The following is a 16091-nucleotide window of genomic DNA, read 5'->3' as shown; positions in this document are numbered from 1 at the left end:
GGAACTCCCAGCCGCCACATCAAAATCATCTAAAAAGCGATAATTTCGCGACGTGGTTGAATCTAGCTTTTAACTTCGTCTGAGTATTCTTCGGCCTTATTCGAAAATGCTAACGCTTCCGATGGGGCGTCCCTTCCCCTCGAAAGCTAGCTGGCCGTCCATGGCCAGCTCACGTCATTTTCTTCAACGGCCTCAAGTCCAGAGTTGAATTTATCCATTTTTAAGCAAGGCATATAACGTACTTATGGACAAAGGTGTGTTTGAGGTATTGATTAAATCAGCTGACTTGGTATTGGTTTAGCTTGATATATAACTTAGCTTCATTTAAACATATTGCCTGCAGCATGCTGATGTGCTGATGTGCTGATGATTAAGCGAGACGCCACGAGCACATACCTGTGGGCTTAACCAAAACATCACTATTTTGGATACTCGCTAACTCATCTACACCTGTAATTTGACTAAACTTCATGGCCGTCTGGAGGTAAGGCTAATACGGATGATCAGCACATATTGGGGAAATAAGTGATAACTATTAGGTATCCATATATAGTGCATATGTTATTTTTTTGCTTTTCAACACTTAAAAAAGCCTCTCCGACTTCTTTGACATAATTCTCAATTATTTTCATAAACAATAAGGAATCTTTGTAATCCAAACCACTATTTTCATCTTCAATATAAGAACTTAAAAAGGTAGTTGTAACTTGAGCTAGGCTGATAGCCGTAAAGTGAGCAGGCTCAGTTAATCCCGAGTTTGATTGACCACAAAGCAACATGTCTTGATTTGCCTCATTCATTGCATATAACGAAGCCATTTCGTAATAATCAGAATGAATATTACGACTCGCAAGCTTGTAATTATGAGACCATTTATCTAGCTCTACAAACTCACGTAACTTATCTATTTTCTTAAATCCTGTATGCTTCCGAGCCCAATGCCATCCGGAGTCACCATTAGTAATTTCTTTTTTTAGATCAGAGTACTTTTTAGCTTCTTCATCCGAGAAAGTTTCTTTTCCCATCGCTTCTGCAGTTTTTCTGTGTTCTTCAATTATTTCTGCGGTCTGAACCATACCATGTTTAATATAATCAACTGCAGCTTCTCTACCACATTTTTTGATTATAAGGCACGTCACTACTATCTCATATAGCGTCCGCCAACGTGCTAACGCTGCATCAGGATATCCACCTTCTAAAAGATGAATTATCTCTCCAGATATTCTGCATGCGTGAGCATGTTGTCGCATGAGAACACCAACTAGCTCGTCATTTTCGTATCTTGGTAATTGTAGGAATTGCTGTTGAAAATTGATTCCAGCTTGCAGGCATGTTTCTCTTAAAGCATGTAACTTGGTAAAACCAACATCCCATCTTTTGCGATTTCTTTTCGTAAATGCGTCATGTTCTGAGATAACACGTTTGATATTACTTTGCTCTTGCTCTTTGGTATCTTCAATCAACATTTTAGATGCCAAATCGATGACAGATTCGTAATCTGGACTAGCTCCATTTTCACGGAGTTTTGCTTCAACAAGCACTAACAATTCCTCGAACAATAGTTACTCCAAACTTTATAGAATACCAACGTTTTAGTATTTGTGTGCTGTGCTCTTTGCAACAGCATAAATCGCTTGTTGGACTTGGCCGATGCCACATCCATATTAATCGGTAATTAGTTATCTAGCTTAAGATGCTATAGGAATTTGCTTTTTAACGGTAGTGTTTTCATACCTTAATTAGACTAATCACTTGTTATAATTACATCTTTAAAGGTGTAATTAGGCCAATTCCCAGGATTCAATACTTTGAGGTCGTTGAAGAAAATAGCGTGAGCCTGACAGGACGTCAGGCTAGCTTTCGCGGTACAGGATGTACCATCGGAAGCGTTAGCATTTTCGAATAAGGCCGAAGCGATCTACAAGCGAGGTCAAAAGCTGGATCTATTTCCGTCGCGACCTTTTCGCTGTTTGAAAATGTTGCCGGAACGCTGAGGGTTTGCAAAGGGGTACAAGCGCTTTACCCCTTTGCTCTGGTGTGGGCGAAGCGCCACGACGTTAGTGGCCGCAGGCCATAAAAGCAACAAGTAAACACCCGGATTCCGGCTCAAAAACATTGCCGGAATGACAAAGTATTTGGCCCGTGCAAGGTGGAACCTTGCGATGTTAATTCAAACGAAGTTTGAAAAATCCGGTGTGGGCGAAGCGCCACGACGTTAGTGGCCGCAGGCCATATTCACGTAACAACCGTTACCTTTGAAATAAAAAACTCTACCCTCGTACCTTATCCAACGCCCCGCAAACCGCATTAACGCCTTGAATTGCCCTTGGGGTTGCCCGATGAAGTAAGTCTGCATCAAACTGATATATATGCTGATTTTTTACCGCGGGTAGCTCAGGCCAATCAGACCAATTGATACCTAAAATATTGCCTTCATCTTGGCTTTGTAAAATCACTTCTGCGCCAGTTAATAACACATTTTCAATGCTAATTTGTGGGTACTCACTTGCTGCGTTATAAAACACATTTTCACCATGACACACTTCAATAAGATTTTGGATCCAACTGCCTTTAGAGACGGTCATCAGCGGTGTTGACCATAATTGATAAAACACTTTTACCGCAGGTTTCGTTTGGTTTTGCAACGTAATATCAGCCAACTGCTGACGATAGTCATCTGCCACTTGTTTGGCTTTACCCGAATGTCCGGTGAGTTTACCCAGCAGTTCAATATCCGTGGCAACATCAGCTAAGCGCTTAGGGTCACTATTAACAATGGTAAAACCTAAATCACGTAACTGATTAATGTCTTCTATTTTATTGCCGCTTTGCCACACCACAATTAAATCAGGATTTAGTTCAATCACTCGCTCGATTTGAATACCGTAATAACCACCGATACTCGGAATATTCTTAGCTGCTGCAGGGAAATCGGCATAATCAGTGGTGGCTACAATTGAGTCGCCAGCACCAATAGCAAACAGCATTTCAACGCCATGAGGCGATAAAACAATAATCCGTTTCGCTGGCGACTTATCTTGTAAATCATCTGAAGCCGTCGATTCAGCCGCGGGTAAAACGAGTGATACAGACGAGAACCCAATCACTGTGATGAGCGTTAAAAATACACGTAGCAAAATACTGTCCTTAATCGAAATGTTTTTAGTAATGAATAGTAATAGTGGTTAGTAATAGTAGTGACTAATGGTTCCTATTAGTGGTTGCTATTAGTGGTTGCTAGCACTCGTTATTAATGATGGTGTTAACACAGATTATTGCACCAGTTTATCGGGCCAACCATGGTTAGCGATGTAATTTACTAAATTTTTCGGTCGATAATTACTGTCATTCAGCCAACGAGTTTTAACTGACTGATGTAATAATATCGGTGCTTGCTCTGGATCTAGCTCGCGCATAAAACGTTTTTTAACCCGATAAAAGCTGCGATATGAATCTTGAATATTCGCCATAGGGTTAGGCAATAAAGCATCGGCTAAATGTAACTCGACCGTTAAGTTAACCGCTCGCGCTTGGCTTATCATCCACTGCAACGCTATATCAGACAAGGTGCTGCCGTCATCATTGGGGGCAACGCTACCACCAATATTACTGTGGGCGCCAATAAACCAAACCTGCTGTATGCCTATGCTGGTACGAGGTGCCCAAATGGTTGGTTCAAAATCGCTGCGATGTTCGTCTAACGCGAGAGCATGGCGAGCCACTTTGACATTTCGGCCTAACTTGGCGTCATAAAACTCATCTTTGTCTTCAAACATTCCTAAAAAAGACAGTGGGATCCCCATTGCCCCAACGGTATCCCACACACCAACAAAGGCCACTTCACGTGAAGGATGCGAATGTTGCTGACGAAATGCCACCGAGCGTTCACCATCTGGTGCAAAAGGTTTAGTTTTCATTTTATAGTGGTCAAACGCTTGCTGAATAAGCTTGGCATCTGGTCGAGTGACAATGCCGCAATTATTGATGAGGCCACACAAACAGCGCACTGTGTATGCACCACGGCTAAAGCCAAACAAGTATATCTCGTCGCCAGGAGAGTAGTTTTGCACTATGTAGCGATAAGCATCCATAATGTTTTTATGTAAGCCGCGCCCAGTTGCCCCACCAATCATGGAGTCATAGTACGAACCAATTCCCCAATCGTAAAACACCTGTTGCGGTACACCATCATCAGCAATGGGTTTGATGGCTCTGGCGAGTTTAAGTACATTAGTGGCGTGATCTTTTTCAAGATCTTTTTCTGGCCGATTCCAGGTTCCGTCGGCACAAATGACAATACGTTTATTCATATCAATCCCTGACATTCTTTGAGTGAACATTCATAACAATTATCATAGCCATAATAGACTAAATGCTTATTTGCACCACGGTAAAAATAACCAATACTCGACAGCTCACTTAATCATTCGAGTAACGGACCATGATAACAGCAGAACAAAGTGTATTAATGATTGTAGACGTGCAAGGCAAACTAGCCCAGGTTATGCAGCAATCCGCTCAACTACACCAAAAGCTTGCAGTATTAATTCAAGGTGCACAACTATTTGATATTCCGATTATTTGGTTAGAACAATTACCCAATAAATTAGGCCATACCAGCGATGAACTCGCACAAATATTATCGCAAACAACAAAACCCATCGCTAAAGAGCACTTTAGTGGCTGGCATTGTGAAGAAGCAAAACAACAACTTAAAGCATTAAACCGTAATAATGTCATTCTTGCGGGTATCGAAACCCATGTTTGCGTTTACCAAACGTGCAAAGATTTACTGGCCAACGACTATCAAGTACATCTTGTTGCCGATGCCGTTGCATCACGAGGTACAGACAATAAAGTACTTGGGGTGCAAATGATGCTTAATGATGGCGCCAATCTCACCAATGTTGAATCACTGCTATTTGAGCTACAACATGTTGCCCAAGGTGATCGCTTTAAGGCCTTACTTAAATTGATAAAGTAGCCATATGATAACGGTGTGGGTATGATGTTAAAAAATATAACAATAACATCATACCGCTATGCATCAATTTGATCGGCCCATTATTATTTTATCCGCGCCTCGTTCAGGCAGCACTTTGTTGTTCGAAGTTCTATCAAAAAGCCAGTCCATATGGACCATTGGCGGCGAAAGTCATGCGCTCATTGAAACCATACCCAAGCTGAATATCGCCTATCGTCAATTTAGTTCTAATGCGTTAACGGAACAAGATGTTGATGACGAACTACGCCAGCAATTACTGCTACGTTTTAGCGATGCGCTGCAAGATAATCATGGTAATAAACCCGGTAGTACTGATACGACTAATATCCGCTTTTTAGAAAAAACCCCAAAAAACAGTTTGCGGGTCGACTTTTTTAATTCACTGTTTCCCGACGCTTTATTTATCTATTTAGTGAGGGAGCCTAAAGAAAACATCAGCAGTATTATGCAAGCGTGGCGGTCGAATAAGTTTGTCACTTACCCAAATCTACCGGGATGGGATAAACGTAATTGGTCGCTACTGCTACCAGAAAAATGGCAACAACTTAATCGCCAGCCGTTACAGTCTATTGCCGCATTTCAATGGCAAGCCGCTAATGAAGCGATTATGGATTCATTGCAAAAGATTGACAGTAATCGCTGGTGCATGGTGTCTTATGATCAATTAATTGCAGATCCTGCGAAAACCGTTAAACAGCTATGCCAATTTACTGATACGGGTTTTGACCCTGCTTTAGCGCAATTATGCAGTAAGCCATTAGCGCATTCTCGCTACACCATCTCGACACCCAAACCCAATAAGTGGCTCGAAAATTACCATGACATCGCCAAAATTTGGCCGAATGCTTCTACAACACTGAACAAAATAAATCATCTTTTAGGCGAACGCGGTCATCCAATCTATAACACTCAATGGCAGCAACACGACATTGCTGAGCCTATAGCACTGACACCCGAACCAACTGAAAAACTCGCTACGCCAAGCGAGCAAAATGTATCTCGCAACAGTCCCTGCCCTTGTGGATCTGGCAAACGATTTAAACAATGCCATGGCCAGTTACGTTAGCCGTTTGAGTTAGCCATTTGTAAATAGCCAGCAGAACGGGTAAAAATACCTTGTAAAGAAAATCATAACGTTAAGCGCCGTATTACAGAGAGCCCAATTATGAAGTTACCCCATGAGTTTTATCAGTTACCTTTTCGCTTTGATGTTGGTCAATTAGCCAAAGAGATCGAGCAATTTACCGAATCAGATTGGGTGACTCATCATGAAGGTTTTCAGGGTAATTCGGCTATTCCGTTAATCTCGGTCAATGGCGAGTTTAATAATGACTTTAAAGGGCCAATGTTGCCCACTGCGGCGTTAGCAAAAAGCCCTTACATCAAGCAAATACTCGCCTCATTTGGTGAGGTACTCAGCCGATCAAGATTAATGCGCTTAGCGCCAGGTGCGCAAGTGCCACTGCATTCAGACATTAATTACCATTGGTATAAACGTGTTCGAGTGCATATTCCCATTACCACCACTGAGCAAGTGCAATTTTTTTGTCATGACAAACAAGTGCATATGGGCGCAGGAGAATGTTGGATTTTCGACTCATGGAAGCTTCACAAAGTGGAGAACAACAGCGACCAATACCGTGTTCATTTAGTGGTTGATTTAGCCGGTTCTAGTCAATTTTGGCGCACGGTATTTCAACATTCACGTTCAATAGCAGATGATCAATCAACAACATTAAACAGTCAATTCGTCGGTTTTAACCCAAACTCACCGGCAACATTCATCACTGAGCAATTTAATGCCCCAGTGATCATGCCTGTCGCTGAGGTTGAATACTTAACCAATGAGTTGTTAGCTGAAGTAAAACACAACCCCGTAAATCAGGTTGTAGATGTGAATGCATTTTCGTTATTAATAACAGACTTTGTTGCCGATTGGCGAATGTTATGGCTGCAATATGAGTGCACTAAAGCAGGTTGGCCGCATTATCATGCGCTACGTGAACAAACCATGATAAAAGCACTACAGTGCGTTAAATCACTGCAATTGACCCATGCTGGTTCGGCGGTAAAAGCGTTCGAACAATTGGTTATCGTGGCGTGTATGAATGTTGAACTTAGTGAGCAATTAGCAACACGCAAACAGGCTATGACTTTACCAAAAAGCTCACCCAAAAGTGCAAATTTAGCATCCGTAAAATCTGCACCAGCAACATCAACATCAACATCAATAATACCAAAAACAACAGCTGAAAATAACGCTCGCACTATTGCTGCACCGCCATCTCGCAATAGTCCTTGCCCTTGCGGCAGTGGCGAGCGCTATAAAGCATGTCACGGTAAAGTGAATTAGTGAGAAGAATACCTGCATAGGTTTATCTGAGAATATATACAAAAATGGCACCATTAGGCGCCATTTCTATAAAGTCAGCCAAACTACGTTGTTTTGGCTTATAAGAAATTCTTATTCCAAGTTCTGCTTAACCAAAGAATTGCAGTGCTGCTTTTTTCGCAATGGCATCCAACTCGACTATTTGCTCAGGTATAAAAGCTTGATACTTGTCTGCCTGACCAATTGCCTTAAGGTTCATAGGCTGCCTAACTTGGCTAGCGCTAGGCGTTAATACGGCTCGTTCAGACTCATAAAAGGTAAAACATTGCGCTTGAGTCGTTAACTCACAGTAATCTAATATGCGTTGAATTTGTGACTCTGGCTCACGCACTAATTGTTCAAAACAGACATGTAAAATCTCATTAGGGTACAACCTATCCCAATGTTGCATGATGTCTAAATAGTGTTGCCAATAACTTGAAATACTGGCAAACGAGTACGAATAGTCATGCCCAAAACTGAAATACTGCTTAAATACGCTCAAGCCATTGTCGACGGTATTACGTACCACATTAATGATTTGTGCTTGAGGGAATAAGGTTTTAATTAAGCCAATGTGCAAAAAGTTATTTGGATTTTTATCGATTACATACGTTGGCGCATCGCTAAAGTAATGATTCACCTCGGCTAAATACCGTTGACGAAACTGATCGATATGACTGGCAGAAAGCTGACTTAGTCTTGCATTATAACCACCCGACATGTCCATTTGCAGCGCAAAGCGTTCCATAAACGGTAACTCATCGGTCGCGCCAACGTCACTGTGACACGCCAAAATCTGCTCTACTAATGTCGTACCAGAACGAGGCATGCCAACAATAAAAATAGGTGTTTGGCTCGCAGTCGGCAAGCTATCAATATGTGGCGATGGCGTATGCCCAAGCAGTGACAACACAATATTGGCAAACTGGGCTTGTTTAAACGGCCTGTGAAGCGCCATTATTTGATTAGCTAATAACATCGACTCACAAGCTTTATCGATTTGCTGTGTTTGCTCGTAAGCTTTACATAAAGCAAAATACACCAGCGCCTGATTTTGTTTGCTTAACGACTCATCAGTTGCAAAACCTTGCAATAAGGTTAAATCATCAGTGCTGAATCGGTACTGCTTTAAATCTGCCAAACTCCAATAGCCTACACCCACTTGCTTTGGGCTTAATTGATTATATTGATGATAAAAATTTGCCGCTTTTTCTGTGTAGCCTTTGGCCTTATAGATATGACCCAAATTAAGCTGCACTGCTGGCTCAGAAAAATCATTTGCCACACACCATTCAAAACATTGTTCAGCCAAAGCCATATCACCAACTTTAGTGGCGACTAATCCAAGTTTGTATTGATATGTTTCGACGTTACCTTGGGTATTAATTAATTGTAATAAATACGTTTTCGCCAAAAAAAAGTCTTGTTTTACTTCAGCAATAGCCAATAAACCAATCAATACAGGCACTGCATTAGGGTCTACGGCCGCGGCTGTAGCAAAATAGTTTTCGGCCTCATTATATTGTTGTTGCTGTAAATGAATCTGACCTAATAAGCTCAATGCCCCCAGGTGTTTATCATCACGCTTAATCACTTTACGTGCGTACATTCTGGCCGATGAATAGTTTTTAGACTGAAACAGCGCTTCCGCTTGGCTTAAATATTGTTCAATAATACTCAAACTAGGGTCCTTATTATTGTTTTGCTCACCCAAAGAATAGCTTAAATGCCTCTAAAATCAGAGTAACATAGAAAATAGTAAATTTTGACCACGCTATTGGCTCATATTGAACGAAATAATCAACTTCAGCGTACAATTATTTATATTCGCTATGAGTTCATGCGACACAAGTGAGATCTAATGAAAAATAATGAAGCTAAAGTGCCAACCAGTCGATTGTCCCGATTATCAAAAATGGGCGGACTCGCTTCTCGCCTAGCGGGTAACGTGCTACTAGAAGGGGCAAAACAGCTTAGCCAAGGTAAATCGCCATCAATGCAACAACTGATGATGACTCCTAAAAACATTGGTCATGTGGCAGATAAACTGTCGCAACTGCGCGGCGCGGCGATGAAAGTGGGCCAAATGTTGTCAATGGATGCCGGTGACTTAGTGCCTCCTGAATTGGCTGAAATATTGGCAAAGCTGCGCTCAGACGCTAAAGCCATGCCACACAAGCAGTTAACTCAATTATTAGTTCAACACTGGGGCCGTGACTGGCTAGCCCCCTTTGCCCAATTTGAGCTGCGCCCATTTGCAGCCGCATCTATCGGCCAAGTGCATTTAGCGTATTTGGATACGGGCGAAAAGCTGGCGATAAAAATTCAATATCCAGGGATCCGCGACAGCATCGACAGCGACATTGATAACGTTGCCAGCTTATTAAAAGTCTCGCGATTAATTCCAGCAAACGTAAAACTCGATACCTTATTGGCAGAAGCCAAAGCGCAGTTACATAACGAAGCAGACTATCAGTTTGAAGCACAGCAAATAGCACTCTACCAACAACAGTTGGGCGATAACCCTTACTTCATTGTGCCTAAGGTCTATCCGCAATTGAGCAACAACAGCATTTTATGTATGCAATTTGTGGAAGGTGTCCCGATTGAAGCAGTCGCTCAATATCCACAAGATGTGCGTGACAAGGTTGCCAACGCTCTGATGGAGCTGTGTTTTAAAGAGCTATTTTGTTTTCAACTGGTGCAAAGCGATCCTAATTTTGCCAACTTTCAGTATCAAGCAGACAGCCAGAAAATAGTGTTATTCGACTTTGGCGCCACTCGCACCATTAGCGACACGTTATCGCAAGGTTATATGCAATTAATGCAAGGTGCGATAGCCGATGATAAACAGCAAATGAGCAATGCAGCACAACAGATCGGCTTTTTTCAAGACGCTATCGACCCACAACAGAAACAACTGATAATTGATATTTTTTATCAAGCTTGTGAGCCATTACGTACCCAAGGAGCGTATGATTTTGGCGCAAGTGATTTGGCGAAAAGGATCACTCAAGCAGGTAAAGCCATGAGTACTCAACAAAATGAATGGCACACACCGCCAACCGATGCTATTTTCATACATCGCAAGTTGGCAGGTATGTATTTATTAGCCGCTAAACTTAACGCCAACATTAATGTATATACCCTGTTTAATCAGGTAGTTAATAGTAAAAAAATAAGTAATCAAATAAGTAAAACAGATATATAAAATTGGTGTTTATTCACCCCCACAAGGAGAGTCACAATGTTCAGCCACATCATGCTTGGTGCCAATGATATCGAAAAATCAAAAGCCTTTTACGACGCAACACTAGGCGAACTCGGCATTAAACCAGGGGTAATTGATCCTAAAGGTCGTTGTTTTTATATGACTAGTACTGGTATTTTTGCGTTATCAAAACCATTAAACGGTGAACCAGCTTGCAATGGTAATGGCAGCACCATAGGTTTTCATGCTGATAATGCAGAACAGGCTAACGCTTGGCATGCTGCTGGTGTAGCGAGTGGTGGCGAAGCTTGCGAAGATGCTCCTGGTGTTCGCGACAGCCCAAATGGTCCATTATATCTAGCTTATTTACGCGATCCTTCTGGTAACAAAGTCTGCGTATTACACAGACCAAAGGCATAATCGTCGTTATTGATAATACCTTCTGTCATCAATAATGATGTCCAAATATAGATGAGACCTGTACGGTTTCATCTATATTGATAGCTTAAGAATTAATAGCTTAAGACTATTGCCCATCTATTCGTTCAATACTATCCGCTTCACACAACCAATGTCATCAGGCATGAGTTTGCCTTTGTTATCCATTATCCACAAATTCAGTGATACACTTTGACGCCTGTTCTCTTCAACTGAACTTCGACTGAACGTTAATTGAGTACCATTATGTTTTCACGAATATTGATATTACTAATTGGTTTTATTTGCTGTGTGCCACTTGCGATAAGCGCTGAGTCATCAGGCCAACTGACTATCACACCGCTCAGTAGCAATGCTTTGGTTAAGGCGAATCAAGCTCAAGCGACACAAATCCAACTATTTGAATATCAGTCATATTTCAAAACTGACGATTTTGGTTTGGTCGATGCTAATGGTCTAGTGGTTGTTGAAGGTAAAGATGCGTATTTAATCGATACCCCATGGAGCGAGAAAGACACTATTGCGTTAGTCGAGTGGATAAAGCAGCAAAATTTTATACTCAAAGCCAGTATTTCAACCCATTCACATGCCGACCGCACGGCTGGAATAAGTTACCTAAACAGTATTGGTGTTAGCACTCACGTATCTGCAATGACTCAAAAAATATTGACCACACAACATAAAGCACTCGCAAGTCAGCCGTTTGATGGTGACTCGTTTACCCTAGCTAATGGTTTACTCGAGGCTCGCTATTTAGGCGCTGGCCATACAATTGATAACATTGTGGTGTGGCTTCCTAAAGCACAATTACTCTTTGGCGGCTGTTTGGTAAAAAGTGCTCATAGTAAGAGTATGGGCTATATTGCTGAGGCATCGTTAACCGATTGGCCAGTAACGATTAGCAAGGTTAAAGCAGCATTCACTGATGCTGAGGTTGTTGTGCCAGGGCATGGAGCCATTGGCAATGCGGAGCTGCTTAACCATACACAAGAGTTAGTTAACGTTTATCTTTCCAAACATCAATTGGATTAAGATCGAACGCTTCCACCCTGCACAGGCCAAAAGGGGATCTACAGCAATCCCCTCTTGGATTATCCCTATCGTTTCTGCAACGTTGTTTGAATTAACATCCTAAAAAATCCACTCTCAGTAAATAATGCATCTGTTAGTTTGAAAGGGTAAAATAGCTGCCCTTTGGTGTAGTGAGTGTGTTTTTGATGTCTGTTAACGACCCGTGTTTTATTCCTTTTAGTGATGCGATGGCTTTCAATTACATGCTTGCCGAACAAGGGTTGCCTGAATCTTTTACCTTCCCGTTTTATTATCAACCTCATCCATTAACCATACTGGCAGCACAGCAGTTACAGCAGGTGTTACTTGAGACGAATCCTTGGGAACATAATTTTGGCTTAGACAGCGAACGTGATCGTGGCATGGTGATTGGCAAGATGTTTGGTGTGTTGGTGGTTACAGACACGCTCGGGCAACTTGGCTTTTTAGCCGCATTTTCAGGTAAGTTAGCCGACCAAAATATCTTGCCACCGTTTGTGCCACCGGTGTTTGACATGCTGACCCAAGACAGTTTTTTTAGTCATGAAAATAAACAGATTAACCAAATTAATCTGTCGATAAGCCAGCATGAAGCGAATCCGTTATTAGCAACATTAACCGCGACTTTAGCTGCGCAACAGCACCAGGCAGAAAATGAGCTTGAGCAGCAACGTAACGCAATAGTTGAAGGCCGCAAACAGCGTAAGCTGCAACGTGAGCAAGCAGATGATGCATTAGCACAAGCAAGCATTAACGACGATAGCCATAAAACACTGTCTATCGAGTTAAGCCGTCAAAGTGTGCAGCAAAAACATCAGCTAAACGCGTTAAAACAACAGTGGCAGACTCAAATTGAAGTCACTAAAGTGGCCTTAGATGCACTTGCGCAACAAATTAAAAAGTTAAAACAACAACGTAAACAACTTTCAAATGGATTACAAAAAAAGCTGTTTGCTCAATATCAGTTTTTAAATGTCTTGAGTGAAGCGCGTGACTTAAACGATATTTTTAATGATGCACCGAATCATTTACCGCCTGCTGGTGCAGGTGAATGTGCTGCACCTAAGTTATTACAATACGCATTTACTCATCAATTTACTCCAATTGCCATGGCAGAGTTTTGGTGGGGATCATCACCTAAATCTGAAATAAAACAGCACAAAAATTTCTATCCCGCTTGTCACGGAAAATGCCGACCTATTTTAACCCACATGCTAAAAGGCATGCTGGTTGATGACGATCCACTATTGATTAATCCGGGTAAAGATCAGCATATTGATATTATTTATCAAGATGATGCGATGGTGATTATTAATAAACCGGCGGAGTTATTATCGGTACCAGGAAAAAATATCACCGACTCGGTGTTTAGCCGTATGCAGCAACAATTCCCCAATGCAACGGGGCCGCTGATTGTTCATCGCCTAGACATGTCTACATCAGGGTTAATGGTGATAGCACTCACCAAAGAAGCCAACAAAGCCCTACAACAACAGTTTATTCAACGCAGTGTCACTAAACGTTATATCGCGTTAATTGAAGGTGTGCCGAGCCAAGATGAGGGCGACATTAGTTTGCCATTACGGGTAGATTTGGACGACCGCCCTAAGCAGCTAGTGTGTTATGAACATGGCAAGCATGCCGAAACGCATTGGCAAGTGTATCAACGTCAAGGGCAACGCACTTTAGTATATTTGTACCCTAAAACGGGGCGAACCCATCAATTACGGATGCATTGCGCTCATCACGATGGCCTGCATATGCCAATTGTCGGTGACGATTTATACGGTGTCGCGACCAACAGATTGCATTTACACGCGCAGTATTTAAGCTTAAATCATCCGGTAAGCGGAAAAGAAATGGTGTTTGAAATCAAAGCGGATTTTGAATAGAGCATTAGGACCCTGTAACAAATTCTGTGTAAGTACCTAATCATTTTAGTTAAAACTGAACCCTAGAAACTATGAAACCGATATTGAATTAGCAATATCGGTTTTGGTTTGGGTTTTGGTTTCGTAACTTAACTAAAATAGCCCAAATTAGATGAACTCAAGCTAGATTAGCTCGGACTAATTAAATTCACTAGCTTGTTCTTCTAAATGCATTTGCTCAACTAAACCTTTACCAGTACGTTGTTGGTAGGTAGATTCCGCTTGTTGCATTCTACTACGGCCGCTAGTCACCATGTTTTGACCTTGTTCAATTGAACTTTCGCCTTTAGCAAGGTTGGTATTACCGTCTTCAATAAGTTCTTTACCATCAGCATACTTATCATCGGCATCTTCCCAGAGATCGGCTACATCATCCAATCTATCAACTAACACTACTGCACGGGCACCATTTTGAGCGCTGTTTAATGTATTAGCCATCGATTGAAATAGTTGACGTTGTTTCTGCGCTGCTTCTTTAGCCTGTGCTATTAACGTTTCACCTTCACGAATTTGGTTTTTACCTTTACCGATTAACTCACGCCCATCGATTAATAAACTGTTACCTTTCTTGAGGTCTTTTTGTCCTTGTTCCCACTGTTGAGATAAGTCTAAGTGTTGCTCACCTTCCGCTTTCACTTTTGACGCAAAATTATTCTGCGGTGCAGCGCATCCTGATAAGCTAATAACACTGACAACAAACAAACTACACAGTACTGATCTCATGTAAATATCTCTATATATGTGGTTGGGAAAGCGGCGCAATTAGATAGTTTAGTCAGTCAAATAGCAAGTACTGTGGCACATTAAATCGTGTTAATGAATTCCAGTGTTCTCGGGGGTAACAGCGCCGATTGATAAACTCGATAGTAAAAAATTAATCGATTTTTTACACCGTTTCACCAGTAACAATCAATATGCTTCAGTCACTGCTATTGAATGATAATCCTAGCCATGCCATATGCTAATCACGCTGATAATTTTATTTGACGAGTATTCGCCATTACAATAGCCCTCTCGAAGAGTAAGCTTATTTGATCAGCTTTCTATAAGTTCATTGCTGAAAATGATATGCGAGTAAGTTTGATAAAAGCGTGTTTATTTTGAGCAGAAAAAACATGGCTGATTGCGAATCATCTGCTTAATTCAGCGAGGATTAAGCAAGGAGAAAAATACAAAAACGGCTCGAACTGAGCGAACCTTGTGCTTTACCCCGCGAGAAGTAGAACAACTCACAAACGGGCTGGCTTATCGTCAAGCCAACCGCTGTGAAAACCCATGCTATAAGATTGCCAGTGCTATAACTCAAACAGCACATCGGTGCGGATAATGTATTTAACCCCAGAGAAAATCGGCTCTGAGCTGTGTATACAGTGCAACGGGTGCATGCCATGAGGAAAGCACAACACACTTCCCGCAGGCGTTCGCACATCAACTTGGCGCATATTATCGCCGTGTTTTGCTGGTAAATTGGGCTTGTCGGCATTGACTAAAAAGCGTGTCGCACCGCCTTCAAAGTCTTCGGTCAGTAATATCAAAAATGTGAGTTGGCTGTATCGATCGCCAAAAGCATCACGCACAAGCTCGCCATCAATAACTTGGCTGCCCGGCCACGAACCGTCTGAATGCGGCTTAAAATAATCACCTTCGTTATAGCGATAAAAACGGAAACGATTATTTAATCCCAGCGCGGCTTTACCTTCAAAAATGCCTAAATCGTCGGTCATTACCCCTGCAATACGATCCCAAATAAGCCGTTCGGTGGTGTTATCGACCACCCAGGTTAAGCTGTCGTTATGACGCACATTGCGCGGTAAAGACACCGCAGCGTCAGGTAAAAACCCCATAGTTTCGCTGACAGAAATGAGTCGCTGACATTCATCAGCGCTCAGTACATTTAATAATTGAAATGCCCCAGGAACATCCGTTAACGGCTTTTTACTCACGGTACTAGGCGCGGATAAAGCTAGCTCTGCACCATTGTCGTTACAGCTTGCCCATGTTGGTAACGCTGGATGCTCTGCTCCTGGCTCAAAAGCTGCGACAAAGTATTGGCCATTTTCTGCTGTATTATTCATTACATTC

General features: G+C 41.9%; 13 protein-coding genes. 7 read left to right on the top strand and 6 right to left on the bottom strand.

What is annotated here, in order from left to right:
• Nucleotides 1-503 precede the first annotated feature (503 nt).
• The 3 genes from H5181_RS02980 to H5181_RS02970 form a co-directional block, all read right to left on the bottom strand.
• The gene (locus H5181_RS02980) at nucleotides 504-1541 is read right to left on the bottom strand and encodes a DUF5677 domain-containing protein (RefSeq protein WP_182750193.1); all 1038 of its coding nucleotides are present in this window, start codon (nucleotides 1539-1541) and stop codon (nucleotides 504-506) included.
• 729 nt (nucleotides 1542-2270) lie between these two features.
• A complete protein-coding gene (locus H5181_RS02975; RefSeq protein WP_310734263.1) occupies nucleotides 2271-3017 on the bottom strand; it encodes a cobalamin-binding protein in 747 nt (248 codons plus the stop codon).
• 255 nt (nucleotides 3018-3272) lie between these two features.
• On the bottom strand, nucleotides 3273-4310 hold the full coding sequence (locus tag H5181_RS02970) for a DUF2235 domain-containing protein (RefSeq protein ID WP_182750191.1): 1038 nt from the start codon (nucleotides 4308-4310) through the stop codon (nucleotides 3273-3275).
• A gap of 131 nt (nucleotides 4311-4441) precedes the next feature.
• Here H5181_RS02970 and H5181_RS02965 point away from each other — a divergent pair, with 131 nt between their 5' ends.
• The 3 genes from H5181_RS02965 (at nucleotide 4442) to H5181_RS02955 (ending at nucleotide 7358) form a co-directional block, all read left to right on the top strand.
• Nucleotides 4442-4984 (top strand): hydrolase, encoded by a 543-nt coding sequence (locus H5181_RS02965; protein ID WP_059746537.1) that lies wholly within the window; start codon nucleotides 4442-4444, stop codon nucleotides 4982-4984.
• Between the two features lie 58 nt (nucleotides 4985-5042).
• Nucleotides 5043-6071, top strand: a complete 1029-nt coding sequence (locus H5181_RS02960; protein ID WP_182750190.1) for a sulfotransferase — start codon at nucleotides 5043-5045, stop codon at nucleotides 6069-6071.
• 99 nt (nucleotides 6072-6170) lie between these two features.
• Nucleotides 6171-7358: an aspartyl/asparaginyl beta-hydroxylase domain-containing protein gene (locus tag H5181_RS02955; RefSeq protein ID WP_182750189.1), complete on the top strand. Its 1188-nt coding sequence runs from the start codon at nucleotides 6171-6173 to the stop codon at nucleotides 7356-7358.
• A 127-nt stretch (nucleotides 7359-7485) separates the two neighbouring features.
• Here H5181_RS02955 and H5181_RS02950 read toward each other — a convergent pair whose 3' ends face one another.
• A complete protein-coding gene (locus H5181_RS02950) occupies nucleotides 7486-9060 on the bottom strand; it encodes a sulfotransferase (protein ID WP_182750188.1) in 1575 nt (524 codons plus the stop codon).
• A 180-nt stretch (nucleotides 9061-9240) separates the two neighbouring features.
• On the opposite strand from H5181_RS02950, the gene H5181_RS02945 reads away from it, so the two are divergent.
• The 4 genes from H5181_RS02945 to H5181_RS02930 all read left to right on the top strand — a co-directional run bounded on the left by H5181_RS02945 (nucleotide 9241) and on the right by H5181_RS02930 (nucleotide 13970).
• Nucleotides 9241-10590, top strand: a complete 1350-nt coding sequence (locus tag H5181_RS02945; protein WP_182750187.1) for an AarF/ABC1/UbiB kinase family protein — start codon at nucleotides 9241-9243, stop codon at nucleotides 10588-10590.
• 36 nt (nucleotides 10591-10626) lie between these two features.
• The gene (locus H5181_RS02940) at nucleotides 10627-11010 is read left to right on the top strand and encodes a VOC family protein (RefSeq protein WP_011636362.1); all 384 of its coding nucleotides are present in this window, start codon (nucleotides 10627-10629) and stop codon (nucleotides 11008-11010) included.
• A gap of 264 nt (nucleotides 11011-11274) precedes the next feature.
• Entirely contained in the window at nucleotides 11275-12060 is a 786-nt protein-coding gene (bla, locus tag H5181_RS02935; protein ID WP_182750186.1) for a subclass B1 metallo-beta-lactamase, read from the top strand.
• A gap of 185 nt (nucleotides 12061-12245) precedes the next feature.
• Nucleotides 12246-13970, top strand: a complete 1725-nt coding sequence (locus H5181_RS02930; protein ID WP_404948483.1) for a pseudouridine synthase — start codon at nucleotides 12246-12248, stop codon at nucleotides 13968-13970.
• Nucleotides 13971-14147: 177 nt separating this feature from the next.
• Here the strand turns inward: H5181_RS02930 and H5181_RS02925 are convergent, their stop codons facing one another.
• Complete coding sequence (locus tag H5181_RS02925) at nucleotides 14148-14732, bottom strand: hypothetical protein (protein WP_182750185.1); 585 nt, start codon at nucleotides 14730-14732, stop codon at nucleotides 14148-14150.
• Between the two features lie 572 nt (nucleotides 14733-15304).
• Nucleotides 15305-16084, bottom strand: coding sequence for a 2OG-Fe(II) oxygenase (locus H5181_RS02920; protein ID WP_182750184.1), 780 nt, complete (start codon nucleotides 16082-16084; stop codon nucleotides 15305-15307).
• Nucleotides 16085-16091 lie beyond the last annotated feature (7 nt).

Origin of the sequence: Shewanella sp. SG44-2, from assembly GCF_014164215.1 — a bacterium.
GTDB classification, from domain to species: Bacteria; Pseudomonadota; Gammaproteobacteria; order Enterobacterales; family Shewanellaceae; genus Shewanella; species Shewanella frigidimarina.
Note: the sequence above shows the minus strand (reverse complement) of the source record. Positions and strands in the feature narration are given on the sequence as shown.

Excerpts from the sequence above, each read along its gene's own strand:
- H5181_RS02970 (WP_182750191.1), bottom strand. The coding sequence starts at position 4,310 with ATGAATAAACGTATTGTCATTTGTGCCGACGGAACCTGGAATCGGCCA.
- H5181_RS02965 (WP_059746537.1), top strand. The coding sequence starts at position 4,442 with ATGATAACAGCAGAACAAAGTGTATTAATGATTGTAGACGTGCAAGGC.
- H5181_RS02960 (WP_182750190.1), top strand. The coding sequence starts at position 5,043 with ATGCATCAATTTGATCGGCCCATTATTATTTTATCCGCGCCTCGTTCA.
- H5181_RS02955 (WP_182750189.1), top strand. The coding sequence starts at position 6,171 with ATGAAGTTACCCCATGAGTTTTATCAGTTACCTTTTCGCTTTGATGTT.
- H5181_RS02945 (WP_182750187.1), top strand. The coding sequence starts at position 9,241 with ATGAAAAATAATGAAGCTAAAGTGCCAACCAGTCGATTGTCCCGATTA.
- H5181_RS02940 (WP_011636362.1), top strand. The coding sequence starts at position 10,627 with ATGTTCAGCCACATCATGCTTGGTGCCAATGATATCGAAAAATCAAAA.
- bla (WP_182750186.1), top strand. The coding sequence starts at position 11,275 with ATGTTTTCACGAATATTGATATTACTAATTGGTTTTATTTGCTGTGTG.
- H5181_RS02930 (WP_404948483.1), top strand. The coding sequence starts at position 12,246 with ATGTCTGTTAACGACCCGTGTTTTATTCCTTTTAGTGATGCGATGGCT.
- H5181_RS02925 (WP_182750185.1), bottom strand. The coding sequence starts at position 14,732 with ATGAGATCAGTACTGTGTAGTTTGTTTGTTGTCAGTGTTATTAGCTTA.
- H5181_RS02920 (WP_182750184.1), bottom strand. The coding sequence starts at position 16,084 with ATGAATAATACAGCAGAAAATGGCCAATACTTTGTCGCAGCTTTTGAG.